We start from the raw sequence: 25,451 nt of genomic DNA on the forward strand, positions 1-25,451 counted from the left end.
ATATAATAGATGATGTTCAGACTATGAATTTTTGTGCAATGCACGATTTTTAATGTCAAATGCCCTGTTTTTAATGATATGTGTAGCAAGAGGGGGAACAGTCCAACCGCTCTGACAACCCCATTCGCCATCAGGATAACAACAATGACGCTTTGTCAAAAAGCCGTTTTTTTGACAAAGCGCCATGTTTCGTTTCTCTATGGCGGGGGGGCTTTTGAAGCCCAGATCCGAGCTTGGGTGACATAGTCCCGCACGGAGTTGCAGCGGAATGCTGTGACGGCATCGCCCACCGTCACTGTTCAGGAAGTCGGGCCGGTCAGCCGGTTGCGTGCGGCAGTAGGAGTCTCGCCGTAGGCTTCCCGATAGCATTTAGTGAAATATGCCGGATTGGAGAATCCGATCTCGTATGCGATCTCGCTGATGGTCTTGTCGGTCGTGGTCAGCAGCATCCGTCCACGCTGAAGTCTCAGGCGACGTATCAGTTCCACCGGCGCATAGTTGGTCAGAGCCTTTATCTTGCGGTAGAATTGCGACCGTTCAAGTCCCATCATTGAGGCGATAGCGTCGACGTTGAGGTCGGCATTGCCCATCTCTTCCTTGAATATAGTGAGAAAGCGGTTGTAAAACTCATTGTCTATATCGGACGGGGTGGTGACTGATGCGCCCGATTCGGTCTGTGGCCGTCCGTCGCTGTCTTTGCCTGCATTGTGATGAGGCGAAGTCGTCAGCCATAGCTCTTTTATGCGTTTGCGACATGAAATCAGGTTCGCGCAACGGGCTTTGAGCACATGGCTGTCAAACGGTTTCGAAATATAGCCGTCGGCGCCGCTCTCATAACCCTGTGCTCTCTGTTCGTCCATCGAACATGCCGTCAGCATCAGCACAGGGATATGAGATGTGGTTATCTCGTTCTTGATACGGCGGCAGCATTCCATACCATCCATCACGGGCATCATGACGTCGCAGATGACCAGATCGGGCACATAGCGGGCAGCCTTGGCCACTCCATCCTTGCCGTTTGACGCCGTCAATATGTTGTAGTCATCATTGAGCAACTCGCCGATGAGCCGCTGTATGTCCCTGTTGTCGTCGATTATGAGCACGATTGGTTTGCCGGAGTCCACTGTCGTATCTGCCTCGCACTCTATGCGGCCAAGTTCAGAATTCACACTGTCGTGGTCGATCCGCTTTTCGGTGTCCACAGCCGATTCGGCCACGTGTCTTACCGGCAGGACAACAGTAAACACCGATCCTTTTCTGAGAGCGCTTTCCACCGTGATGATTCCGCCATGAAGTTCCACAAATGCCTTGGCGAGCGATAGCCCTATGCCCGAACCTCTGGGGTGTATGCGGTCGGCTTGATAGAAACGGTCGAATATGTTGCCGATATCTCTTTCGCTTATCCCTTCGCCGGTGTCGGCCACTTTCAGTACGATGTTCTGTGCGTCGTACTCGATCGAAACGGTTATGGATCCGTTGTCGGGGGTATGTTTCAGCGCATTGGAAAGCAGATTGAAAAACACACGTTCGATCTTCTCCACGTCGATGGCGGCTGGCATGGGAGTGTCAGCCGGACTGCATACAAGCGACAGTTTCATGTCGCGCTCTCTGGCAATTGTGTGGAATGACTTCATCCAGTCGCTGACCGACCGGCTGAAATCCACCTCCGAGAGCCGCAGTTCAAGCCTGCCGTTCTCATACTTGCGGAAATCCAGTATCTGGTTTATCAGCCGTTGCAGTATTCTCACGTTTTTGTCAGCTATCTTCATCAGGGTGTGCTGATGGGGAGTGAGATTATCGGCAGATGCAAGTCGGGCTACAGGTTCGGATATCAGTGTCAGAGGAGTGCGCAGATCGTGCGACACATTTGTGAAAAACATCAGTTTTGACTGTGTGGCCTCCTGCAGCTGACTGTTGAGTAGAGCCTGCTTGTCGCGCTCCTCGCCGAGCAGGCGGTTCTGTGTCATAAGCTCTTTTTGGTGGCGGCTGCGCTGCCAGTAGGCACGTAGTAGCAGAAAACCCACGCCAAACAGAAGTATTATGATCGCGATGCTCGCATAAAACAGTGATGTCTGCGATGAATGCTGCGCCCAATAGTCATCGATACGGGCCTTTAACAGTCTCATTTTACAGGTCTCCTCCTTAAGAGTCTCGTTCTGGAGCAGAAGTATGTCGGCATTGCTCAGGTCTACGGCCGACGATGCGGGGAGTATGGTTTCCCGGTTGTATGGTTTGCCCTTGAGTATGGCAAGAGCCGTCTGTATGATTCTGTGTCCCTCTGTTGGATAAAGGAATGTGGCGTCGATCAGAGTGTCAGCCACAGCCTGTATGCCTATTTCAGGTGCGGCGTCGATGCCTATGATCTTTATGTCGTCACGTCCGAGGCGTCTCACCGTTTCCGAAGCGCCGATCGCCATCCTGTCGTTGTGGGCGTATATGAGATTGACCTCGGGATACAGCTTCAGAAGGGAGTCGGCCACCCTGATTGCGTCCTCTTTGTTCCAGTCGGCTGCCACGCTTGCAAGCAGAGTCCCGCCGAGAGATTCGAATTCGCTTGCAAAGCCCTTATGGCGTCCGTAGGCTGGTGTGGATCCTTCCAGACCGCCGATCTCTATGGCCTTGGCGTTGTCGCCGGCCAGATTCCGGGCGTATGTGGCCGCCGAGCGTCCTATGCCCTCGTCATCCACGCCGATACGTGCGGTATATGTGTTGTCGTTGATGTTTCGGTCAAAGATGACCACCGGCATTCCATTCCCGTATACTTCCCTGATCACAGGAGTGAGGGTAGTCGCCTCGTTGGGCGAGACTATTATTATGTCAAAACCGTGGCTGACAAAATATCTGATGTCATCGATCTGCTTTGCACTGTTGTCGTTGGCCGATCGGATCTCCACCTCGGCGTCCTCATGAAACATTATCTCGCGATTGATCTCATCGTTCAGTTTCATTCGCCAGTCATCCTCGCTGCATTGCGACACACCGATTCTATAGGTCTTGACCTCAGTGCAGCCCGACAGGATAAACAACAGAGCCAGCCAACAGTATGATAGAAAAAATCTTAACATGACGTATTATGGTTTAAGGCACGCGGTAGCCTGATGAAACATCTATTTATGAATGGCGTGTAAGTGGTGATCGGTAAACACCTGCCCGGACTATTGGCAGTCAAGTGTGTGTCGACCCTCCTTACGATTGTGCAAATTTAACCATTATCCGATAAAAAAAGTGCATAAGACATTAAAAATCGGGCAAAACAACATATTTGATAGGCTATGCACAATTTTTTATATCCCTGCTCCTGGCATTTGAGTAGTTTTGCATCGTGAAACAGCGGCCTAGGCAAGTGGTCGAATTTTTATAATATTCAGCTTGTCTTATGGAGTGTTTCGGTGTGGAGCGAAGGAGAATATCTACATATTCCGACAGAGCTACAATCCGAAATCGGCTAAAAAGAAGCCGCAGCAAGCCACGGGTTACTGACGGGTTCGATAATATCAACTGATTTTTAAGAGTTACTTACTTAACCAATAATCATAAACAATGAGCAAGACTATAAAAGGCATCGCGGTCATGATGATGCTTGGACTGACAGCGGTCATGGCCGGTGCATCGCCGCTTGACGGTGTGGAAATAAACCATCTGGGTACAAACAATACCATCGTAAGAGTAAACGGCGAGAGAAAGTATCTGTTGCTTCCGGTGCAGGAATCTCACGACGACGCAAGAATCAACGTTCTTGTCGACGGACGGCTCGACCGTACCATCAACGTGAGACTGGCGAAAAACAGAGTTGACTATTATGTACCGTTTGACCTCACCCCTTACCGCGGGCATAAGGTGGTGATGAACGTATTCACCAATCAGGGGCGTTCATCGGTAAGAGAAGCCGCCGATGATGCCTGCTGGAATAATATCTCGCTTGCTGATACGTTCGACACCGTCAACCGCGAGAAATATCGCCCGGCTTATCACCACACACCCTTATATGGCTGGATGAACGATCCTAACGGCATGTTCTATAAAGACGGGATATGGCACCTGTATTACCAGTACAACCCCTATGGATCGAAATGGCAGAACCTTTCGTGGGGACACTCCACATCGACAGACCTTGTCCACTGGAATCATCATCCTGTGGCAATACAGCCCGACGGACTCGGAATGGTGTTCAGCGGAAGCTGCGCCATCGACCGTAGCTCTACGGCCGGATACGGAAAGAATGCTGTAGTCGGGCTGTATACATCAGCCGATGCAAGTCAGACTCAGAGCCTTGTATGGAGTGATGACAATGGCGAGACATTCCGTACATACGCGGCAAACCCTGTGCTGACTCTTGAATCCGAAGCGCGCGATCCAAATATGTTCTGGGACGATGACGCCCGGCAGTGGGTGCTCGTGCTGGCTCATGCGCTCGAACACGAAATGCTCATATTCACCTCTCCTGACATGAAGAAATGGACTCTGCAGAGTTCGTTCGGTAAGGGCATTGGCGCCCAGGAAGGTGTCTGGGAGTGTCCCGATCTGTTCCGGCTGCCGGTCGAGGGCAGTGGCGAAGAAAAGTGGGTGATGCTGTGCAATCTCAACCCCGGCGGCCCGTTCGGCGGAAGCGCCACACAATATTTTATAGGCGAATTCGACGGAAAGACTTTCAAGGCCGATGTCGATGCCGATGGCAATATCCCTACAAAGTGGATGGATTTCGGAAAAGACCATTATGCAACCGTAAGCTGGAGTGATGCCCCCGGCGGCCGTCGAACAGTGATCGGATGGATGAGCAATTGGCAGTATGCCGCAGAGGTGCCTACAATGCAGTTCCGCAGTGCCAACACCCTGCCGCGCGAGGCTCGGCTCTTCAAAGCCGCCGACGGACAGATATATCTGTCATCTGAGCCGTCGCCGGAACTTACGGCCTTACGTGGCAGCCTGTCGCTTAAAGTCAGAAAAGCTTCCGTCGGCAGAAAATCCCGTACTTACGTTCTCCCTTCGGCCAACGATGGCGTATGCGAGATAGTGTTTGACGTTGATGCAAGAAAATCTGGAGCTGTCGAGATAGAACTCAGCAACAGTGACGGTGGGAAAGTAGTCATGACGTACGATGCCGTCGCCCACACTCTGTCGTTTGACCGCACAAAAAGCGGAGTGGTCGACTTCAGTCAGGATTTCCCGGCAGTGACTGTCGCACCCACATTTGAAACCGACAACCGAATATCATTGAGAATATTCATCGACAGGTCAAGTATCGAAGTGTTCGGCAATAACGGAAACTTCGTGATGACCAACCTGGTGTTTCCGACAATCCCATACACGCGACTCTCCGTGTCAGCGCGGGGAGGCAACGCGAAGATCGAGAATCTACATATCTACTCAATTAAAGAAAACTGATAAGTAACTCGCAAAAATTAGCTGCGAGTGATTTTTGAGATTTGTTCGAGTGGTTTTTGCTTTAAGACGAGGGCGTGTAGCCGAGCTACACAACTGAGGATGAAAGCAAATAACGCCGGACAAAATCAAAAAGTACCGCAGCAAACCATGGGTTACTGACGAGTTTCATAATATCAACTAATTTTTAAGAGTTACTTAACCGAAATACATATTTTAGATTATGGCTCAATCATTTGTCACCAGTCGCAAATCCTTCGTGATACAGATATTGCCCGTGATGCTGTGTTTCTTTGTAATGGGGTTTGTCGACCTTGTCGGCACGGCATCCAATTATGTGCAGAAAGATCTTGATCTTACCGATGCGCAGGCCAATCTCTTCCCCTCTCTCGTGTTTTTCTGGTTTCTGATATTTTCGGTGCCCACGGGCATGCTGATGAACCGTATCGGAAGAAAACACACCGTTCTGATCAGCCTGATGGTTACGGCTGTATCACTGTTCATTCCGGTTTTTGGCGACAGCTATATTGTCATGCTGATATCATTCTCGCTGCTCGGAATAGGTAATGCGATAATGCAGACATCGCTTAATCCGTTGGTGACTAATCTTATCAGCAGCGACAAACTCGCGTCGACACTCACTTTCGGACAGTTTGTCAAAGCGATTGCCTCGTTTCTCGCCCCCGTGATAGCCGCATGGGGAGCTACTACCGTGTTCCCCACATTCGGACTCGGCTGGAGAGCGCTGTTCGTGATATATGCTGTCATAAGCTTCCTGTCTATCTCACTGCTCGCAGCCACACCTATCGACGAGGAACGACCCGACAGGGCATCAGGCATAGGAGAGTGTATCAGATTGCTCGGACGTCCGTTTGTGCTGCTGTGCTTCATTGGCATAATGTGTCATGTCGGGATAGATGTGGGTACCAATACCACAGCTCCCAAAATCATTATGGAGCGTCTTGCACTGCCGCTTGAAGAGGCCGGATTCGCCACAGGAATCTATTTTATATTCCGCACAGTAGGGTGTTTCCTCGGAGCATTTATCCTCCGTACGGTCTCTCCACGGTTGTTCTTTGCCGTCAGCGTGCTCATGATGCTTGCAGGCATGGGCATATTGCTCGCATGCTCCGGCCTTGCGCCGATATATGTAGGCATAGGTTTGATAGGATTCGGTAATTCCAACATATTTTCGGTGGTATTCTCTCAGGCGCTGATGTCGGCGCCGACCGAAAAAAATGAAGTGTCGGGTCTTATGATCATGGGACTGTTCGGCGGAACGGTATTTCCGTTGGCCATGGGATATGCCGCCGATGCCATGGGGCAGATCGGAGCGGTGGCTGTTATGACCGCCGGAGTCGTTTACCTGCTGTGCTACACCGTTAAAATAAAAAGATAAGTAACTCTCAATAATCAGCTGCGAGTTTTTTCTGAGATTTTTTCGGGTGATTTTAGGCATTTCTGTCACTATCGTTTAAATTTGAACACTAACCTTATAAATATAACTCAATCGATATGAACGACATAGACATGGTAGTAGGAATGGGTGAGGCCTTGTGGGATGTTCTGCCCGAAGGCAAGAAGATCGGCGGTGCGCCGGCCAATTTTGCCTATCACGTATCCCAGTTCGGACTGCCAAGCTGCGTGGTGAGCGCTGTGGGCGCCGATGCACTCGGCAAAGAAATAGTGGAGAACTTTACCTCCAAGGGTCTGAATCAGCTTATAGCTGAAGTGCCATACCCGACCGGCACCGTACAGGTCGAAATAGATCAGGCCGGAGTTCCGCAATACGAAATCAAGGAAAACGTGGCATGGGACAACATTCCATGGACAAAGCAGCTTGAATCTCTCGCCGCACGTACAAAAGCGGTGTGTTTCGGCTCTCTCGCACAGCGCAATGTCGTCTCACGCAATACCATCAACCGTTTTCTGGATGCCATGCCCGGCAAAGGCGACAGTTTTGTTGTGTTCGACGTGAATCTGCGCCAGGGATTCTACAACAAGGAGATTCTATGCAACTCCATGAAACGTTGTAACATATTGAAGATAAACGATGAAGAGCTGGTGACAGTCAGCCGGATGTTCGGATATCCGGGTATCGACCTTCAGGACAAGTGCTGGATACTTCTTGGCAAATATAATCTGAAAATGCTGATACTCACATGTGGTATCAACGGCAGCTATGTGTTCACCCCGGGTAATGTTTCGTTTTATCCGACACCTATGGTTGAAGTAGCCGATACAGTGGGAGCGGGCGACAGTTTTACGGCTGCGTTCATAGCATCGTTGCTCAAAGGCAAGAGCGTGGTGGAAGCTCATTCGCTTGCCGTGCATACATCAGCTTATGTGTGCACTAAAAACGGAGCTATGCCCATATTGCCTCCACAGCTGACCGACTGATTGTCATGATGGACTAACCTGATTGAAAACACACAGAATAAGTGACTCGCAGCAGGCCACGGGTTACTGATAATATCAACTGATTTTTAAGATATAGTAAAGGCGCTGTGTCAAAATCCCACATTTTGACACAGCGCCTTCGATACGCCGGTTACTGTTTCTGCTCGGCATCGGGCTTCAGCCAGCGGTCGAGCCAGCGGAAGAATACCCGCTGCCACAGTATGGAGTTCTGAGGCTTCAGGATCCAGTGGTTTTCATCGGGGAATATGAGCATCTCGGCCGGGATGCCGCGGAGTTTGGCGGCATTGAAGGCCATCATGCCCTGCGAGGCGAGTATGCGGAAGTCATATTCGCCATGTGTGACGAGTATTGGTGTGTCCCATTTGTCGACAAAGCGGTGGGGAGAGTTGGCAAAAGAGCGCTGGGCGGCAGCATTGCTCTTGTCCCAGAACGGACCGCCGAGATCCCAGTTGGCAAACCACATCTCTTCGGTTTCGAGATACTGGGCGTCGGTGTTGAATATTCCGGCATGAGCCACAAATGCGGCAAAGCGGCCGTCATGGTTGCCGGCAAGCCAGTAGACGGAAAAGCCTCCGTAGCTCGCTCCGACAGCTCCGATATGCTCGCTGTCGATGTATGATTCGCGTTTCATGTCGTCGACGGCGCTGAGATAGTCCTTCATGTTCTGTCCGCCGTAGTCCTTGGAGATCTGGGCGTTCCATTCGGTGCCAAACCCGGGCAGTCCGCGGCGGTTGGGAGCTATCACGATATAGCCGTGTGCGGCCATAAGGGCGAGATTCCAGCGATAGCTGAAAAACTGGCTCACGGCCGACTGCGGTCCGCCCTGGCAGTAAAGCAGGGCCGGATAGGTCTTTGTGCTGTCGAAATCGGCGGGATAAAGCACCCATGTGGTCATCAGCTTGCCGTCGGTGGTGGGCACCATGCGTTTTACCACTTTAGGCATGTCGATCGACGACAGAAGGGCTGTGTTGACATTGGTGAGCTGCTTGATCTCTCCACCCTTCACAGCCAATATCTCGTTTGGCTCCACCATGGAGTGGCGCATGGTCAGGAGGGTGGTGCTGTCGATCGGGGCAAGCGACTCGTAGTCATACTGGCCTTCGGCCACTACGCTTACCTCACGGGTGGCTGTGGAGATGCTGAAGATCGGAGTCACGCCATCTTTGGGAGCGATGAAGTAGATCGACTTCGAGTCGGGATTCCATGCGATCGCGTCGGCGGTGTAGTCCCAGTCGATGGTGAGATCGGTCTTTTTGCCTGTGGCGAGATCGAGCGTGAATATGCGGTTTTTGTCCGATTCATACCCGTCATGTTCCATGCTGAGCCATGCGAGGGTCGTGCCGTCGGGGCTGAATGCCGGCTGTGTGTCGTATCCTTCCATCCCATCTGTGAGATTGGTCGTGGTGCTGTTGTCAAGATCGTAGAGATAGAGGTCGGAGTTGGTCGAGAGGGCATACTCCATGCCGGTCTTCTTGCGCGACACATAGACGAGTTTCTTGCTGTCGGGACTCCATGCGAAGGATTCGATGCCGCCAAACGGTTTCATCGGAGCTTCATAAGGTTCATCGGCCATTATGTCGGCCACGTCGGTCAGCCGGTCGCCGTCAAATTTGCCGATAAACGGATGGGGCACTTCCGTAACCCATTCATCCCAGTGCTTGTACATCAGATCGTCGATGATGCGGCCTGTGGCCATAGGCAGATCAGGATATGTATCCTTGGCTGTGCGGGCATATTTCACGTTGGCTATCAATACCACGTGCTTGCCGTCAGGGGCGAAAAGAAATCCGCCTATGCCGCCTTCTACCGAGCTTACGGCCTTGCGGCCGCTGCCATCGGCGTTCATCACCCACAGTTGGGGTTGGCCGTCGACAGGGCTTATAAACGCTATGCGCTCGCCGCCGTCGATCCACACGGCGCCGTTCTCCGAGCCGGGAGTGGCGGTCAGGCGCTGGGCTTCGCTGCCGTCGGCGTTCATGACATAGAGATCCAGATTGCTCTTGTTCTCTTCTACGCTCTCGTAGCTTACGCCATAGAGCACTTTGGTGCCGTCGGGCGATACACATGGAGCCGATACACGGCCGAATGCCTCAAGCACTTCGCTGGTGTAGGTGCGGTCGACAGGCTTGAAATCCGACTTGTCGATCACATTTCCGCTGTCGGCCGAAGGATTCTGACCGCAGCTTGCCAGAAGTGCTGATGCCATCATTGCAATGATTGGTTGTTTCATAAACTTACGGTTATTTTTTTCTTGGATATAATTGTTCTATCAGATCGGGGCGGTGGATTCGTCGCAGGGAGTCGATTATTTCTCTGCGGTAGGTATGGTCATACCAGAAGAAATATCTTCGCTGCGCCAGCTTCTCGTCGCGGGTTCGCGCGCAGCTGACCGGTTTGCCTGTATATGGATGTACACCCGAATAATATATCTCGGTGCTGACAGTCATGGGTGTAGGAGTGAAATCCTGCACTTGTTCGAGATGAAAGTCCAGTTCTTTGGTCTTCACGGCAAGCTGAGCCATATCGGCTTCGGTGCATCCCGGATGGCTCGATATGAAGTAGGGTATCAGCTGCTGTCGGAGTCCGCACCGGCGGTTGACGCTGTCAAAAATCTGCTTGAACGCATGAAACTGGTCGAACGAGGGCTTGCGCATCACTTCCAGCACACGCTGCTCGGTGTGCTCCGGAGCCACTTTGAGGCGTCCCGACACATGGCGTTCGATCAGCTCTTCATTATACCGGCGGTTGGTGGCGTCCGTCTCTTTTCTTCCCGTAGGATGCATCGACAGATCATAGCGCACGCCGCTTCCTATAAATGATTTCTTGACACCGGGCAGCCTGTCGACCGACTGATATATGTCAAGCAGACGGCTGTGGTCTGTGTCGAGATTTGGACACGGCGAGGGGTGCAGGCATGATGGCCTCATGCAGCGGCTGCATATCGACAGGTCGCGTCCGTGCATACCGTACATATTGGCCGACGGACCACCGAGATCGCTGATATAGCCTTTGAAGTCAGGCATGCGGGTGACAGCTTCAGCCTCGCGCATGATCGACTCTTTGCTGCGCGAGGCTATGAATTTGCCCTGATGGGCCGATATGGTGCAGAACGCGCACCCACCGAAGCATCCGCGGTGCATGTTGATCGAATGGCGTATCATTTCGTAGGCCGGGATCGTCTTCCCTTTGTAGCGTGGGTGGGGGAGTCGAGTATACGGCAGGTCAAACGAGGCGTCTATCTCTTCCGTGGTCATCGGTGGCAGCATCGGGTTGACGCGCACCGCCACATCGCCGTAGCGCTGCCATATCGTTGCGCCGTGCATGCGGTTGCTCTGCTGCTCTATATGCTTGAAATTGGCCGATTGCAGGCGTTTGTCTGCCTTACATTCGTCCCAGCTTTGGAGTATGATGTTGTCGGCGTCGGGGGCAGGGATTTCTGACGCAGACACTATTCTGGCTGTCTGTGGAGTGTCAGTGAGTTCGTCGATACTGTGGCCGGAATCGAGCGCATGCGCTATCTCTCGTATGGTCTGTTCGCCCATTCCGTAGACGAGCAGGTCGGCTTTGGCATCGAGCAGTATCGAGGGGCGTAGCCTGTCCTGCCAGTAGTCATAGTGCGACAGACGCCGCAGTGACCCTTCTATGCCGCCGAGCACTATGGGCACATCAGGCCACAGTCGCCGCAATATCTCCGTATATACGATACTCGGATAGTCGGGGCGAGCGCCGTGGCGTCCGCCCGCCGTATAGGCGTCATCGCTGCGGCGCCGGCGGTTGGCGGTGTAATGGTTCACCATCGAATCCATTGCTCCGGGCGACACTCCAAAAAAGAGTCGCGGACGTCCGAGCTTCTTGAAGTCGCGGAGATCATCGCGCCAGTTAGGCTGAGGCACGATGGCTACACGATACCCCTCATGTTCGAGCACACGGCCTATGACAGCCGCGCCAAACGACGGATGATCTACATACGCGTCGCCTGAAAACAATATCACGTCGGCCTCTTCCCAGCCGCGCAGTTTCATCTCTTTGGCCGAAGTCGGGAGGAATCTCCGCAGGTCAAGTGCAGGGTCGGTCATCACGCTTCCTCTTTTTCTTTCAACAGTTGCTCCATCTTCAACACTTCGTCACGCAAACGGGCGGCTTCGATGAATTCCATCCGTTTGGCGGCCTCGACCATCTCCATCCGTTTGCGGGTGATGGACCGCTGAAGCTCCTCGCACGTCATATAGGGTATCACCGGATCGGCGGCAATGTCGACTTGAGCGGTGTATTCATTCTCATAAATGACTTTCGACGCCTGGCCGTCGCGGCGCGAGCTTTTGGCTGCCGGCTTGCCCGAGCGTGATCCTGCGCTCTGCGATGCCGTGTCATCATCGCCGGTGTCCACCCCGATTATGCGGTTGCGGGCCTTGACTATCGCCTGCGGAGTTATGCCGTGCTCCTCGTTATAGGCCAGCTGTATCTGTCGGCGGCGGTTGGTTTCGTCAATGGTCAGCTGCATGCTGTCTGTGATTTTGTCGGCATACATTATCACGCGGCCGCCGAGATTACGTGCGGCACGGCCTACGGTCTGTGTCAGCGACCGGTGGGAACGCAGGAAACCCTCCTTGTCGGCGTCGAGTATGGCCACCAGCGATACCTCCGGCAGATCAAGACCCTCGCGCAACAGATTCACGCCGATCAATACGTCATAGACGCCTGCACGCAGATCGTCGAGTATTCTTATACGGTCGAGAGTATCCACATCGCTGTGTATATAGGCAGTCTTTATCTTCAGCTTAGTCATATAGTCGTTGAGCTCTTCGGCCATACGCTTTGTCAGCGTGGTCACCAGCACTCTCTCCTGACGCTCGATGCGAAGCTGTATCTCCTCCATCAGATCGTCGATCTGGTTGAGCGACGGTCTGACCTCTATTATCGGGTCGAGCAGACCGGTGGGGCGGATAAGCTGTTCTACCACCACGCCCTCGCTCTTCTCAAGCTCATAGTCGGCAGGGGTGGCGCTGACATACACTACCTGTTTCGTAAGCGACTCGAACTCCTCGAATTTCAGTGGGCGGTTGTCGAGAGCCGCAGGCAGTCTGAAACCGTATTCCACAAGATTCATCTTTCGCGACACATCGCCGCCATACATCGCCCGGATCTGTGGCACCGTCACATGGCTCTCGTCAATGATGGTGAGGAAATCGTCCGGGAAATAATCAAGCAGGCAGAACGGACGCATGCCCGGCTGACGGCCGTCAAAATAACGGCTGTAGTTCTCGATGCCGGGGCAGTGTCCCACCTCGCGCATCATCTCCACGTCGTAGGTGACACGCTCATATAGGCGCTTGGCCTCCAGCTCGCGGGCTTCGCGGTTGAAAAAGCCCACCTGTTCTCCAAGGTCAAGTTCTATCTGTGCTATGCCGCTGGCCATGCGCTGCGGAGAGGTGACGAAAATGTTGGCCGGGAATATTTTGAATGAATCGTGCTTGCCGAGCACCACATTGTCGCGCGGATAATAGCTTGACACCGACTCTATCTCGTCGCCCCAGAAGGTGACACGCACCACGATCTCCTCGTAGGCCAGATATATGTCGACTGTGTCGCCCTTAACCCTGAAATTGCCTCGACCAAGCTCCATCTCGTTACGGCTGTAGAGGGCGCCTACAAGCTCGCGAAGAAAGGCGTTGCGGCTCACCTTGCGGCCGCGGTATGCCTCGATCACATTGCTGTTGAAGTCCTCCGGATTGCCCATGCCGTAGATGCACGACACAGAGCTGACGACTATCACGTCCTGACGTCCTGACAGCAGAGCCGATGTCGTGGCCAGCCGCAGTTTGTCGATCTCGTCGTTGATCATCAGATCTTTCTCGATGTATTTGTCTACCGACGGAATATACGCTTCGGGCTGATAATAGTCGTAATACGATACGAAGTATTCCACCGCATTATCCGGGAAGAAGTTCTTCATCTCGCTGTAGAGCTGTGCTGCCAGAGTCTTGTTGTGGCTTAGTATCAGGGTTGGACGCTTCACCTCCTTTATGACGTTGGCCATGGTGAAGGTCTTGCCCGAGCCTGTCACTCCAAGCAATGTCTGGGCCGGCAGTCCCTGATTGATGCCTTCCACAAGCTCCTTTATCGCACGCGGCTGGTCGCCGGTCGGACTGTATTCTGATGCAAGTCTGAAATCCATAAGCTACTTAGAGTATGTTTGAATTTCACTTCTGTTCACTCAAAGAGGATTTTCGGAGATATTTGCGTGAGTTGAGGAGGGAGCGATGCGGGCATCGTGACCGATGCAACTTGACGGAAATAGCCCGAAAAGACCTTTGAGGGGATAGAAAGAAGTCCATATATATTTCTTCGTGTTAAAATCAAACATACTCTTAATTTGCAAAGTTACTCATTTTTTCCGCTCGGCAGAGTGCGAATTCGTCGCATTATTTGTTTATCTTTGTAAATAACCGTTTAACGACTGGTTTATTATGGCGATCCGTAAACAAACGCCACCGTTAACCACGGGTTACTGATGACGTTAATATTACCAACTAATCTCTAAAAGTTAATTATTATGCTTAAGAAAGGCGATAAAATCCCATCTGTGCTCGGACTCGCGTCAGATGGGTCTGAAGTGAAGGCTTCCGATTTTGCGGGAAAGCCGCTTGTGATTTATTTTTATCCGAAGGATAATACCCCGGGATGCACAGCCGAGGCTTGTTCGCTGCGTGACTCCTATCCGGCTCTGCTCGATAAGGGTTATACGCTCATCGGCATAAGCAAGGATTCGGTCGAAAGCCACCGCAAGTTTGCCGAAAAGCATTCTCTGCCGTTTCTGCTCCTGAGCGACCCTTCGACTGAAGTCAATCAGGCTTTCGGTGTGTGGCAGCTTAAGAAAATGGCCGGCCGGGAATATATGGGCACAGTGCGCACTACCTTCGTCACCGATGCCGATCATGTTATTACCGAAGTGATCACAAAGGTCGATACCAAAAAAGCCGCCGATCAGCTTCTGCCACTGCTGTAGTGCATACGGGTGGCTGCTTATTGGGCGCTGTCAAATTAATCTTTTTTGCCGACAGCCTTTGAATTTTACTCATGAAGGTAAGTCTGGTATGACGCGTCCACGACATAGCTGAAAGGATCCCGGATAGATAAAAGAAGCGGTGTTCATCGGCTTTGGGAAGCCATGATACACCGCTTCGTTATGTCTGTATATTCGCTGATCGCTTATTTTTGCGACTGCTTGCTGTAGGTCATCTTTATCTTTGCTTTGTCAAGCGATATCTTGACCATAGCCGGTTTGGTGACGTATGGCGATACGTTGGTGATGTACGTCGTGCCGGATGTATAATAGCTCGACGAAGTGGTCTCGGTCTCGAGATTTACCGGAGTCAGTATGAATGTCCAGTCATCGGCTGTCACAGTGCTTTTCTCAAGCATGTCGAGTATATACTGGCGCATCTCGCTGAATGTATAGCTTTTCTTTGTGGCGTCGTATGTGGCCATGAACGAGGTGCCCGAATCCGCGATCTTGTTTTCTTCAAAAAACTCGCTTTTTTTGTTCTTCAGCACCATGAGCACATGCTGCGGTACTTCGATATTGTAGTCGTTGGCGATCTCTTCGGCCGGTATCTCGAAGCTGACGTTGTTGAGCACCGAGAGTTTGCTCGCTCCGCGGCGGTAGCTTGCAAGGATGTCGGCCAAGGGGAATGTCAGCTCCACTTCCGTTCCGGCCGGAGCTATGAGTATATTGTCGCCCGAATTGATCATCCCTCGTATCTCGGGGCTTATCGTCAGGTCAATGTTGTTGTTGGTGATCACCTCGGGAGTCACAGCCATGTATGAGCGCACAAGGTTATAGATTGTGTCCTTCTCTACATCGTTCACAGTCACCTGCATCTTCTTGCGGTAATACACATTGATTCGGGTTTCGGTGATGTTCATCACTCGTCCCGATCCGAATGTATTGGTCACATATATGCCGGGAAACCAAGAGGTGAATGCCGCCGGTGTAGTGAAGTCTTCAGGCACTCGCTCAAAATGGTTGAACAGGTCTGTGGCCAGCGACTTCGGAAGGTCGACCTGGACGGAGCGGAACGACAGCTGGTTGACCGAGTCGTTCCAGAGTGCATTGGCCGTATAGATGGTCTCGCCGAGTTTGTCGGCGGTCGAATAATAACCATCCGGAGAGAAGTTGCTGTATATGGGCGACGGCAGAGCCTTGTTCAGTTTGTACACCTCCAGTCCCATCGGCACGATAGAGTCGCCGGTGAAGTCATTGGTGGTCATAAACATGATGAGTTTGCAGGAATCCACATCAGCTGCAGTCACTCCGGCGGTGTCAAGATTCATGGAAGGCATGAACTGGCACACGAAATCCGACTCGATAGATCCGTACTCCTTGGCATCGAGCCGGCCTATCAGCTGGGTCAGGGTGCGGCTCTGCACCACAGGATTGTCAACGGTGCGACCCGTCACACTGAATGTCGAGTCGACAACTATTTCGGATGTCATCACATCGTCAACCAGAGTGGAGCCGATGGTAGTGGAGTCATCGTTGCAGGCACACAGAGCCAGCAGTGAGCCTAAGGCCGTAATGATCAGCGGGCATTTCATAGTTTATGCAGGTAGGGGAGAGCTTTTGAGCTTTTTAGTCTGAAGATTTGGAGTCATTCTCCTTTTGCGAGAGAATCGACTGGTAGAAATCATGGTATGCGGCAGTGGTGGCCTCTTCGCCGTCCGGTCCCGGATATTCAAGCACCGGCTTGCCGCTTTGGCGTGCATATTCCACCAGCCCGGCCGGTATGTCGGGAGTCGTCACTACGATGGCATCGCTGTGGTCGATTCCGAGCTTGTTGAGGGTCATCCAGTCGAAGTCGCCGCCGCCAAGCGATTGCAGGCATTCATCGGTAAAGCCGGCCATCTTGAGCTTCTCTGCAAATCGCGCGTCGAGCTTGCCCTCGAATGATTCCGGACGCAGCGAGTAGACCACCAGTGAGCGTGAAAGCCCCGGGTCATCCTGATAAAGATGGCGTATGTAGAGCGGAGCAAGCGCGGTGATCCATCCGGTGCAATGTATTACAGTGGGATCCCAGCGGAGTTTGCGCACGGTTTCAATCACGCCGCGCACGAAAAACATCGAACGCTCGTCGTTGTCCTCCGGCGATGACTCCGTTTCGAGAACCTTTGTTCCAGGACCCTCGAAATAGTCGTCATTGTCAATGAAATACACCTGCATGCGGGTGGGCTGGAGAGTGGCCACCTTGATTATCAGAGGATGGTCGTTGTCATCAATAGATATGTTCATCCCCGAAAGCCGTATCACCTCGTGAAGCTGGTTGCGGCGCTCGTTTATACTGCCGTATTTGGGCATAAACGTTCTTACTTCGTAGCCATGGCTTTGTATGTCCTGCGGCAGATTGCGGCCGAAGAGCGACATGGGTGTCGAGGGCAGGTAGGGATTGATCTCCTGAGAGATGTAAAGTATTTTTTGATGATTCATTTCATTTGGGAAGACTCCATATTAGGGCATTCCGGCTGCAAAGTTAGCCATTTTTTTTGAATTTTGCCACTTTTTATCCGTAAGCGGCGCGTTTGCCTGCGTGTATGGACTGCTGTATGGACGCAAGCAGGCCTGTCGGGCTACAACGCCTGCCTGCATCATGCCCAATTGTTGTGCTCTATGGTTGTGTTGATGGGTTTTCGCCATATAGAGTTTTTTCACTACCTTTCCTCTAAAAACGTATTGGTAATTTTCTTTCCGGATTGCTGAAAACACCAAGGAGAATGGTGCATTCCTTGTTACAGGCATACGGCGAGCCTGTCCATGACCCTGAATAGGGATGGATAGAGATATAAGATTGTTACTTTCCTCTACAAGCTTGGGTAGCTTATGCCGGTGTCCAACTCCTTCCGATGCCTTTGCAAATTTGCGAACCGGGCTGCGATGCACCACAAAGGTAATTACATTGTACCGGAAGGTATGTCGAATGACTATCGGATGACAGTCGATCCAAGTCTTTTCATTTGTTCCTCCATCTTCTTTTGTTCCTCAAGCCTTTTGAGGTAAATGTCGATGAAGTCCTGTTCTTTGGTGAGCATGTGCCATACGGCAACGAGTATTTTGCGTGCGATGGCCACTTGTATTTTCATTTTGCTCTTTTTCTTGACCGTGGTTTGGATATAGCTGAAGTTGAAGAAGAAACAGTTCCGGGTTCTTGATGCGACCCATGCGATTTCAATCAGAATCTGTCTGAGATATTTGTTTCCGTGTGTCACCTTTCTGCTTTTGTATCGTCCGTTGCTGACATCGTTCCGCGGTTTGAGTCCGCACCATCCCACAAGGCATGCCGCAGTGGCGAACATCTTCATGTCAACCCCTGTCTCCGCAATTATGGCTGTGGCTGCGCGTTCCTTGACTCCGGGGATGGTTTGAAGACGTCTGTATTGTTCGGGAAAATATTGTTCACATAGAGTTGTCAGTTCCTTTTGGCATACCTCAATCTGCCGCTCTATGGTGTCGATGACTTCCTTTGTTTGGCGGAATATCGTGATGTCGATCCGTGAGAACAATCCGGTGACCGCCGCTCTGATTGTATCGCGGCCATGCTTGTTGACGGTACGTCCGTGCACCATTTTCACCAGTTCGTCCGGATCGGTCGTGCCGTCTATGATTGCATGAAGCACCTTCTGATAGCTTTTGCTCTTTATTGTGGTGACGTAATTGCTCAGACGGAATCCGCTTCTCTGCATAGCGGCGTCCAGTTTGTTGCAGTTATAGGTCATGTCCTCGTTAAGATCCATGATGCGGCGGTTGAGTTTGCGCATGTCCTGCACAATCGGCTCCGGCACGAAACTCCCCTTGATGAGATTTTTCAGCAAACATTCCGCTATCCACTGGGCATCCTTTACATCACTCTTGCGTCCCGGCAGCTGCTTTATGAAATATGGATTCACAAGCTTGAGTTCCATCGATTCACATAGTTCGTTCCATACCGGCACCCAATAGACTGCCGTACTCTCCATTGCGGCCTCTGTCACACCTCGTTCTACCATGTCGTTGCACATCTGACGGAGATCAGGCGTCAGCACTCCGTACTTTTTTTCGAAGATAATGACCTCGTCATGCCCCATAATACAAAGATAAATGCTATCTTTGTGGACATCAAGGCCGGCGACTGTTCGGTTCCTGTCCATATTTTGTAATTTTTTAAATTTTCCTCCAAATTAATAAAATTGTGACTTAGAGCACGTCGGAGGGGGCAGGAATAAAGTTGTCAGCCTTGATTTTTTATTCTGCCGGTGTAAAAATCTCGGGATTTTTATATAGATTTGCAGACAATTTCGCAGAAAGTGTCTGCTTCAGGCTGACAATGTTCTGGGCTTGTAAAATCAATGAGTTGAGTGAAAATACTTAAATTTAAGATATGAATCGTCTGTTTGTTATGGTTTTCGGGCTTATGCTGTCACTCGTGGCATTGGCTCAGGCACCCGAAGCACCGGTGCGTTGGCAGGTTACTGTCAGGATGACGTCGGCCACCGAAGGTACGGCTGTGTTCAAGGCCCGTCTGCAACCTGGATGGCATCTTTATGGAATGCAATTGCCCCAAGGTGGGCCGAAGCCTACGGTTATAGACCTTGCAGCCAGCAAGGGGGTGAAATTCACTTCGCCGCTTAAACCCGACAGGGAACCTCTGACCGTTCATGACAAAATGTTTGGCATCGACCTGAATTGGTGGGATTCCGATATCGTGATACGTCGCAAGTTTACTGTTACAGATCCGTCCGATGCACGCATCGCCGGAAAGATTACTTATATGGGCTGCAACGATCAGACATGCTCGCCCCCCTCAGATTTCAAATTTGACAAACCAGTGCCTAAAAAGTCATGAAAAAGATCATGTTGATGGCAGCCATTGTGCTGTCAGCGCTCCTTTCGTCGTTGAGCGCACAGATATTGAACCCGGTCAGGTGGGAGGTAAGCTCCGAAATGACATCACCCACTGAGGGTGTAATACGATATTCGGCCACAATCGAGCCGGGATGGCATCTTTACGGCACAACGCTTCCCGACGGAGGACCCAAGGCTACCTCGGTAAGTTATGACCGAATGGAAGGTGTGGAGCTTGTCGGTGAACTTGTCCCGTCGCAGGCGCCGGTCGAAAAGATCGATATGACTTTCAACCTTAAGCTCAACTGGTGGGAGGGTGATGTCGTGCTCAGTCAGAAATTCCGGCTGAAGGACGGCAGCAAAGGATATGCTGTTGCGGGCGTCATCACCTTTCAGGGATGTAACGACGGAAGTTGTATTCCCCCCACACGCGAGCCGTTCGAAGTCGTCAGTGAAGGATTCGCGGGCGAAACTGCCGCGGAAGTTGAGCCGGCTCAAAACAATGAAGTATCGGTGGCGTCATCCGAGGCTTCATCCTCTGCCGTCGACTGGTGGAAGCCGGTCGTGTTTCCCGATAACGGAGAAACCACCAGTCAGAATATAGCCGATTCATCATGGTGGTACATCTTCATCTGGGGATTCGTCGGTGGTCTGGTGGCTCTGCTTACCCCATGTGTGTGGCCGATGATACCGTTGACCGTAAGCTTCTTCCTGAAGAAAAACAATAATAGAGCCAAGTCGATACGCGATGCCCTCATATATGGCGGCGGCATCATCGTCATATATCTCGGACTCGGTCTGGCCATCACTATGATATTCGGCGCAAGCAAACTCAATGATCTGGCTACGAATGCTGTGTTTAATCTGGCATTTTTCCTGTTGTTGCTTGTGTTTGCAATCTCATTCTTCGGGGCGTTTGACATAAAGCTTCCTTCAAAGTGGAGCAATGGTGTCGACAGCAAGGCGGAGCGCACGACAGGTTTGATCAGCATATTCTTCATGGCTTTCACGCTTGTGCTCGTGTCATTCTCGTGCACAGGCCCGATTATAGGCACTCTTCTTGTAGAGGCTGCGTCCGTAGGCAATATCGCCGGCCCGGCTGTTGGTATGGGCGCTTTTGCTCTTGCGCTGGCCATACCGTTCACTCTTTTTGCAATATTCCCTTCGTGGCTCAAGGAGATGCCGCGTTCGGGCGGATGGCTCAATTCTGTAAAGGTCGTGCTCGGATTCCTCGAACTCGCGCTGTCGCTCAAGTTCCTGTCTGTTGCTGATCTTGCCTATGGATGGGGCATCCTCGACCGCGAGGTGTTCGTGTCGCTGTGGGTTGTGATATTTATCCTTCTTGGATTGTATCTTCTCGGCAAGCTGCAGTTCTCACACGATTCGCCCTCAGATTATGTCAGCATACCGCGTTTCTTCATGGCGCTTGTTTCGCTGAGTTTTGCGGTTTACCTCGTCCCTGGTCTTTGGGGAGCGCCGCTGAAGAGTGTCAGCGCTTTTGTTCCGCCGCTCTATACCCAGGATTTCAACCTCTATGCCGGAGGCGATTTCAAGGAGTTTGACGATTACGACGAAGGAATGCGTTATGCTGCTGAAAACGGTCGTCCGGTGCTCATTGACTTCTCCGGATACGGATGTGTCAACTGCCGCAAGATGGAGGGAGCAGTGTTTGATACCGAAGTCATCTCAGGTATAATCCGCGATAACTTCGTCCTTATCAAGCTTATGGTCGATGACAAGACTGATCTCGCTACACCCGTGACAGTAAACGAAAACGGCAAAGATGTGCGGCTCGTCACCGTCGGCGACAAGTGGAGTTATCTGCAGCGTAGCAAGTTTGCCGCCAACAGCCAGCCATATTATGTGATGCTCGACAATGACGGCAACGTCATCGAGCAGCCATATTACTACGATGAAAACGTCGAGAAATTCGGTGAATGGCTCGGACGTGGCATAAAGAATTATTCCGATGGAAAATAAATCTACGCAACTCAAGGCTGAAGCCATAGGGCGTGTTATTGATACACTCGACCGTCTGCGTGTTGAGTGTCCGTGGGACCGGAAGCAGACCAATACGTCGCTCCGCTCCAACACCATAGAGGAGGTCTACGAGCTTTGTCAGGCCCTGATGGATGATGACACAGCCAATATCCGCAAGGAGCTCGGCGATGTGTTGCTCCATATCCTGTTCTATGCTAAGATCGCAGAGGAGAAGGGACAGTTCGATGTGGCAGATGTGGCCGATTCGCTCAATCAGAAGCTGATTTACCGTCATCCACATGTTTTCGGCAATGTACAGGCCGACGATGCCTCGCAGGTGTCGGAAAATTGGGAAAAACTCAAACTCCGCGAAAAGGATGGCAACCGAAGCGTGCTGTCGGGCGTGCCGCAGGCGCTCCCGGCTCTGATCAAAGCATACCGTATACAGGAAAAGGCTGCCAACGTCGGATTTGACTGGCCCGACAACCAGGGGTGCTGGGACAAGGTCAGTGAGGAGATCGGTGAGTTACGCGCCGAGGTCGACAAGGCCGATAAAGAGGCGATGGAAAAGGAGTTTGGCGATGTGATGTTCAGTCTCGTCAATCTCGCGCGAAAGCTTGGAATTAATCCTGAAAACGCGTTGGAGTGTGCCAACCGCAAGTTTATCAGTCGCTTCAACCACATAGAGCAGACGGCCAAGAAAGCCGGCCGGTCAGTCGATTCGATGACTCTCGAAGAGATGGATGCGCTGTGGGACGATGCCAAAAAACGCGAGTCGTGATGAAGCGTGTTGTGATATCGGCCATGATGGTTGCGGCCGTGGTCTTGATGGCAGCAGGCCGCAATGTGCGCCGCTGCTCGGCATCATCTACAGGCAATCTGACTCTTCTTGCTGACAGCATCGACTTTCGCTCCGACCTTGCCCGGCTTTATGGCCAGCTTCAGGGACGTCCTCACACTTCAGACCGGATAGACCGTATCTACGTGTCGGTCAACGGTGTCGAGAAGGATGCATCCGATATTGACGGAGTAGATTTCAAGCGATGGTTTCAGTGGGAGGATGACGGGCTGATACCAGTCGAGATAGATCTGCCTCCGATGAAGCCCGGATCGGTAGTCAGAGTTTACGCTGCAGGTCCGCGTGGCGTGACCACGTGGGTTGTGAAGGTTGGCAAATCCACACGGAAGTGAAAGTATGCATTACAGAGAAACCGAGTGTGGCGCGCGATATCGCTGCTATACTCGGAGCAAATGACCGTCGCGACGGATATTTCGAGGGCAACGGTTACCGTGTGACATGGACTATCGGTCATCTGTGCTGCCTCAAGGAGCCTCACGATTATACTGAGGGCTGGCGGAGATGGGCGTTGTCGGTGTTGCCGATGCTTCCGGCAAGGTTCGGAATAAAACTTCTGCCCGAACAGCGCTATCACCAGCAGTTCGACGTCATAGATTCGCTGGTGAAGGATGCCGACGAGGTGATCAACTGCGGTGATGCCGGCCAGGAGGGAGAGCTGATACAGCGGTGGGTCATGCAGAAGGCCGGACTGAAATGCCCGGTCAGGCGTCTGTGGATATCGTCGCTGACCGACGATGCCATACGCGAGGGTTTCAGCAAACTCCGGCCGTCGGCCGATTTCGACAATCTTTATTACGCGGGGCTGTCCAGAGCCATTGGCGACTGGATACTCGGCATGAACGCCACACGCCTCTATTCGCTTAAGTATTCCAGTCCGGGCAAGGTGCTGTCGATCGGACGCGTGCAGACCCCCACGCTCGCCCTGATAGTGGCGCGTCATCGTGAGATCGTTGATTTCAAGCCTGAGGACTATTGGGAACTGCACACGATCTACCGTACCGCAAATTTCAGTTCGCTTCATGGCAAGTTTACGTCTGAATCAGAGGCACAGGCGGCTGTGGAGGCCATCAAGGGACATCCCCTCACAGTGACGGATGTCAAGGAAAAGGCCGGACGTGAGGCTCCGCCACGTTTGTTCGACCTCACATCGCTGCAGGTCGAAACCAACAAAAAGTGGGGATGGTCCGCCGACGAGACCCTCACGCTCATACAGTCGCTCTACGAGAAAAAAGTGACTACATATCCCCGTGTCGACACCACCTATCTGAGTGACGACATATATCCCAAGATTCCGGATATATTGCGCCGGATGACCCCTTATGCGGCTCTGACAGCCCGGCCGCTCGCCGGCAAGTTGCCCAAGAGCAAGAAAGTGTTCGATAATTCGAAAGTCACCGACCACCATGCCATAATTCCCACCGGAGAGTCGCCTGCGGTGCTTGTAGGCAATGAGCGTAAGCTCTACCACCTGATAGCGCTTAGGTTTATATCGGCATTTTATCCCGACTGTACATTCTCTACCACTACAGTCACGGCCGATATTGACGGACAGGGATTCAAGGCTACCGGCAAGGTAATCACGTCGGCCGGATGGCGCGAGGTCTATGCCGGAAAAGACGATGCCGAGCCGGCGTCCGACGCTGATGCTTCGGAAGATTCAAAGGTGTTGCCTCCGTTTGTGGTGGGTGAAAGCGGCCCCCATGATCCGCAGCTTCAGAAAAAGACCACTCAGCCTCCGAAACAGTACACGGAGGGAACACTGCTGAGAGCTATGGAGTCGGCCGGAAAAACGGTCGAAGACGAGGCGCTGCGCGAGGCCATGAAGGAAAATGGCATCGGACGTCCGTCGACGCGTGCGGCGATAATCGAGACCTTGTTCAAGCGTGGTTATATAATGCGACAGCGTAAGAATATAGTGCCGACACAGGCCGGCATGGATCTCATCGACACGATCAATGAGCCGCTTCTCAAAAGCGCGCAGCTGACCGGTATATGGGAAAACAAGCTGCGACGCATAGAGCGTGGCGACTATTCGGCGCGTGAGTTCATCGACGAGCTGAAGGCCATGATCAGCGAGATTGTCGGCAATGTGATGCGCGACAATTCACAGCGGCGGATTCATGTGGCCGACGCGCCCTCCGATTCGAAAAAAAACGGATCGTCCGATGATGCGGCACCCAAGGCGCCGCGTAAGCGTGCGCCGGCTGTAAAGTCGCTTGAAGCCATAGCATGTCCGATATGCGGCACAGGGCATATCATCAAGGGACGTACGGCCTACGGATGTAGCCGTTATAGTGAGGGATGCACGTTAAGGCTAAATTTTGAGGAGTATGCGGCCGATCTCACTCCGGCCAAACTTAATCAGTCGATCAAGAAAAAGTTCAAGAAATGAATGATGAATTGTTCCCTGTCGTCGATGAGAATGGCGATGTCATAGGTTCGGCTACCCGTGGCGAATGTCATTCCGGTTCAATGAAACTACATCCTGTTGTGCATCTTCATGTGATTGACCGCCACGGGCGCATCCTGTTGCAACGTCGTTCGCCCGACAAGGATATACAGCCTGGGCGGTGGGACACGGCTGTAGGCGGGCACGTCGATTATGGCGAAAGCGTGCGTGACGCTCTAATGCGTGAGTCGCGCGAGGAGCTGGGTATTGACGCGTCGGCAGCTGTGGAAGTGACTCATTACGTTTTTCAGTCGCAGCGTGAGCGTGAATATGTCAATACATTCTTCCTGAGGGTTGATGCCGATGATTTCAAGGCATGTCCTGACCCGGTGGAGATCTCCGAGATAAGATTCTGGACGGTCGACGAAATCCGTGGTTCACTCGGCTTAGGAGAATTGACGCCAAACTTCGAGATGGAGTTCAGTCGATTGCTACCTGAATTGTTATTGAACTGATAAGTGACTCGCAAAACACGGGTTGCTGATGAGTTT

At 52.1% G+C, this 25,451-nt stretch carries 18 protein-coding genes; 10 read left to right on the plus strand and 8 right to left on the minus strand.

All coding sequences use genetic code 11. From position 1 onward, the window contains the following. Positions 1 to 299: 299 nt before the first annotated feature. On the minus strand, positions 300 to 2,948 hold the full coding sequence (locus NF347_RS04300) for a hybrid sensor histidine kinase/response regulator transcription factor (RefSeq protein ID WP_306254324.1): 2,649 nt from the start codon (positions 2,946 to 2,948) through the stop codon (positions 300 to 302). Between the two features lie 592 nt (positions 2,949 to 3,540). Here NF347_RS04300 and NF347_RS04305 point away from each other — a divergent pair. The 3 genes from NF347_RS04305 to NF347_RS04315 all read left to right on the plus strand — a co-directional run bounded on the left by NF347_RS04305 (position 3,541) and on the right by NF347_RS04315 (position 7,779). Next, on the plus strand, positions 3,541 to 5,382 hold the full coding sequence (locus NF347_RS04305; RefSeq protein ID WP_237613031.1) for a DUF4980 domain-containing protein: 1,842 nt from the start codon (positions 3,541 to 3,543) through the stop codon (positions 5,380 to 5,382). A gap of 220 nt (positions 5,383 to 5,602) precedes the next feature. Beyond that, the gene (locus NF347_RS04310) at positions 5,603 to 6,778 is read left to right on the plus strand and encodes an MFS transporter (RefSeq protein WP_237613030.1); all 1,176 of its coding nucleotides are present in this window, start codon (positions 5,603 to 5,605) and stop codon (positions 6,776 to 6,778) included. A 116-nt stretch (positions 6,779 to 6,894) separates the two neighbouring features. Continuing rightward, positions 6,895 to 7,779: a carbohydrate kinase family protein gene (locus tag NF347_RS04315; protein ID WP_107036399.1), complete on the plus strand. Its 885-nt coding sequence runs from the start codon at positions 6,895 to 6,897 to the stop codon at positions 7,777 to 7,779. 151 nt (positions 7,780 to 7,930) lie between these two features. On the opposite strand, the gene NF347_RS04320 is transcribed toward NF347_RS04315, so the two are convergent. The 3 genes from NF347_RS04320 to uvrB are packed head-to-tail and all read right to left on the minus strand — an operon-like array spanning position 7,931 to position 13,975. After that, a complete protein-coding gene (locus tag NF347_RS04320; protein ID WP_107681537.1) occupies positions 7,931 to 10,030 on the minus strand; it encodes a S9 family peptidase in 2,100 nt (699 codons plus the stop codon). A gap of 10 nt (positions 10,031 to 10,040) precedes the next feature. Further along, positions 10,041 to 11,876: a YgiQ family radical SAM protein gene (locus NF347_RS04325; protein ID WP_107036397.1), complete on the minus strand. Its 1,836-nt coding sequence runs from the start codon at positions 11,874 to 11,876 to the stop codon at positions 10,041 to 10,043. Continuing rightward, positions 11,876 to 13,975 (minus strand): excinuclease ABC subunit UvrB, encoded by a 2,100-nt coding sequence (gene uvrB / locus NF347_RS04330; RefSeq protein ID WP_107036396.1) that lies wholly within the window; start codon positions 13,973 to 13,975, stop codon positions 11,876 to 11,878. The genes NF347_RS04325 and uvrB overlap by 1 nt, the downstream gene beginning before the upstream one ends. A gap of 375 nt (positions 13,976 to 14,350) precedes the next feature. On the opposite strand from uvrB, the gene NF347_RS04335 reads away from it, so the two are divergent. After that, the gene (locus tag NF347_RS04335) at positions 14,351 to 14,806 is read left to right on the plus strand and encodes a peroxiredoxin (protein ID WP_107036395.1); all 456 of its coding nucleotides are present in this window, start codon (positions 14,351 to 14,353) and stop codon (positions 14,804 to 14,806) included. A 203-nt stretch (positions 14,807 to 15,009) separates the two neighbouring features. On the opposite strand, the gene NF347_RS04340 is transcribed toward NF347_RS04335, so the two are convergent. From NF347_RS04340 to NF347_RS04355, 4 genes are all read right to left on the minus strand, one after another. Next, positions 15,010 to 16,398, minus strand: a complete 1,389-nt coding sequence (locus NF347_RS04340) for a DUF4270 family protein (protein WP_107036394.1) — start codon at positions 16,396 to 16,398, stop codon at positions 15,010 to 15,012. A 34-nt stretch (positions 16,399 to 16,432) separates the two neighbouring features. After that, entirely contained in the window at positions 16,433 to 17,284 is an 852-nt protein-coding gene (locus NF347_RS04345) for a glycogen/starch synthase (RefSeq protein WP_107036393.1), read from the minus strand. A 21-nt stretch (positions 17,285 to 17,305) separates the two neighbouring features. After that, positions 17,306 to 17,593, minus strand: coding sequence for a hypothetical protein (locus tag NF347_RS04350; RefSeq protein ID WP_133165468.1), 288 nt, complete (start codon positions 17,591 to 17,593; stop codon positions 17,306 to 17,308). Between the two features lie 182 nt (positions 17,594 to 17,775). Beyond that, a complete protein-coding gene (locus NF347_RS04355) occupies positions 17,776 to 18,978 on the minus strand; it encodes an IS110 family RNA-guided transposase (RefSeq protein WP_107037113.1) in 1,203 nt (400 codons plus the stop codon). 230 nt (positions 18,979 to 19,208) lie between these two features. On the opposite strand from NF347_RS04355, the gene NF347_RS04360 reads away from it, so the two are divergent. From NF347_RS04360 to NF347_RS04385, 6 genes are read left to right on the plus strand one after another with little or no spacing between them, the layout of a single operon-like run. Beyond that, positions 19,209 to 19,673 (plus strand): protein-disulfide reductase DsbD domain-containing protein, encoded by a 465-nt coding sequence (locus tag NF347_RS04360; protein WP_107036928.1) that lies wholly within the window; start codon positions 19,209 to 19,211, stop codon positions 19,671 to 19,673. After that, on the plus strand, positions 19,670 to 21,652 hold the full coding sequence (locus NF347_RS04365; RefSeq protein ID WP_107036929.1) for a protein-disulfide reductase DsbD family protein: 1,983 nt from the start codon (positions 19,670 to 19,672) through the stop codon (positions 21,650 to 21,652). The genes NF347_RS04360 and NF347_RS04365 overlap by 4 nt, the downstream gene beginning before the upstream one ends. Continuing rightward, positions 21,642 to 22,433 carry a nucleoside triphosphate pyrophosphohydrolase gene (mazG, locus tag NF347_RS04370; protein WP_107036930.1) on the plus strand — a complete coding sequence of 264 codons (792 nt, stop codon included), beginning with the start codon at positions 21,642 to 21,644 and terminating at the stop codon, positions 22,431 to 22,433. The genes NF347_RS04365 and mazG overlap by 11 nt, the downstream gene beginning before the upstream one ends. Then, positions 22,430 to 22,843, plus strand: a complete 414-nt coding sequence (locus NF347_RS04375; RefSeq protein WP_133165506.1) for a hypothetical protein — start codon at positions 22,430 to 22,432, stop codon at positions 22,841 to 22,843. The genes mazG and NF347_RS04375 overlap by 4 nt, the downstream gene beginning before the upstream one ends. Next, entirely contained in the window at positions 22,840 to 24,903 is a 2,064-nt protein-coding gene (locus tag NF347_RS04380; RefSeq protein ID WP_107681692.1) for a DNA topoisomerase 3, read from the plus strand. Before NF347_RS04375 ends, NF347_RS04380 begins: the two co-directional genes overlap by 4 nt. Beyond that, positions 24,900 to 25,415 carry an NUDIX hydrolase gene (locus NF347_RS04385; RefSeq protein WP_107681691.1) on the plus strand — a complete coding sequence of 172 codons (516 nt, stop codon included), beginning with the start codon at positions 24,900 to 24,902 and terminating at the stop codon, positions 25,413 to 25,415. The genes NF347_RS04380 and NF347_RS04385 overlap by 4 nt, the downstream gene beginning before the upstream one ends. The last annotated feature ends 36 nt before the right edge of the window (positions 25,416 to 25,451 follow it).

The sequence above is a fragment of the Paramuribaculum intestinale genome (genome assembly GCF_030759015.1).
In the GTDB taxonomy this organism is placed as follows: domain Bacteria; phylum Bacteroidota; class Bacteroidia; order Bacteroidales; family Muribaculaceae; genus Paramuribaculum; species Paramuribaculum intestinale.

Excerpts from the sequence above, each read along its gene's own strand:
- NF347_RS04340 (WP_107036394.1), bottom strand. The coding sequence starts at position 16,398 with ATGAAATGCCCGCTGATCATTACGGCCTTAGGCTCACTGCTGGCTCTG.
- NF347_RS04300 (WP_306254324.1), bottom strand. The coding sequence starts at position 2,948 with ATGAAACTGAACGATGAGATCAATCGCGAGATAATGTTTCATGAGGAC.
- NF347_RS04320 (WP_107681537.1), bottom strand. The coding sequence starts at position 10,030 with ATGAAACAACCAATCATTGCAATGATGGCATCAGCACTTCTGGCAAGC.
- NF347_RS04305 (WP_237613031.1), top strand. The coding sequence starts at position 3,541 with ATGAGCAAGACTATAAAAGGCATCGCGGTCATGATGATGCTTGGACTG.
- NF347_RS04325 (WP_107036397.1), bottom strand. The coding sequence starts at position 11,876 with ATGACCGACCCTGCACTTGACCTGCGGAGATTCCTCCCGACTTCGGCC.
- NF347_RS04365 (WP_107036929.1), top strand. The coding sequence starts at position 19,670 with ATGAAAAAGATCATGTTGATGGCAGCCATTGTGCTGTCAGCGCTCCTT.
- NF347_RS04310 (WP_237613030.1), top strand. The coding sequence starts at position 5,603 with ATGGCTCAATCATTTGTCACCAGTCGCAAATCCTTCGTGATACAGATA.
- uvrB (WP_107036396.1), bottom strand. The coding sequence starts at position 13,975 with ATGGATTTCAGACTTGCATCAGAATACAGTCCGACCGGCGACCAGCCG.
- NF347_RS04315 (WP_107036399.1), top strand. The coding sequence starts at position 6,895 with ATGAACGACATAGACATGGTAGTAGGAATGGGTGAGGCCTTGTGGGAT.
- NF347_RS04350 (WP_133165468.1), bottom strand. The coding sequence starts at position 17,593 with ATGCCTGTAACAAGGAATGCACCATTCTCCTTGGTGTTTTCAGCAATC.
- NF347_RS04345 (WP_107036393.1), bottom strand. The coding sequence starts at position 17,284 with ATGAATCATCAAAAAATACTTTACATCTCTCAGGAGATCAATCCCTAC.
- NF347_RS04385 (WP_107681691.1), top strand. The coding sequence starts at position 24,900 with ATGAATGATGAATTGTTCCCTGTCGTCGATGAGAATGGCGATGTCATA.
- NF347_RS04360 (WP_107036928.1), top strand. The coding sequence starts at position 19,209 with ATGAATCGTCTGTTTGTTATGGTTTTCGGGCTTATGCTGTCACTCGTG.
- mazG (WP_107036930.1), top strand. The coding sequence starts at position 21,642 with ATGGAAAATAAATCTACGCAACTCAAGGCTGAAGCCATAGGGCGTGTT.
- NF347_RS04355 (WP_107037113.1), bottom strand. The coding sequence starts at position 18,978 with ATGGACAGGAACCGAACAGTCGCCGGCCTTGATGTCCACAAAGATAGC.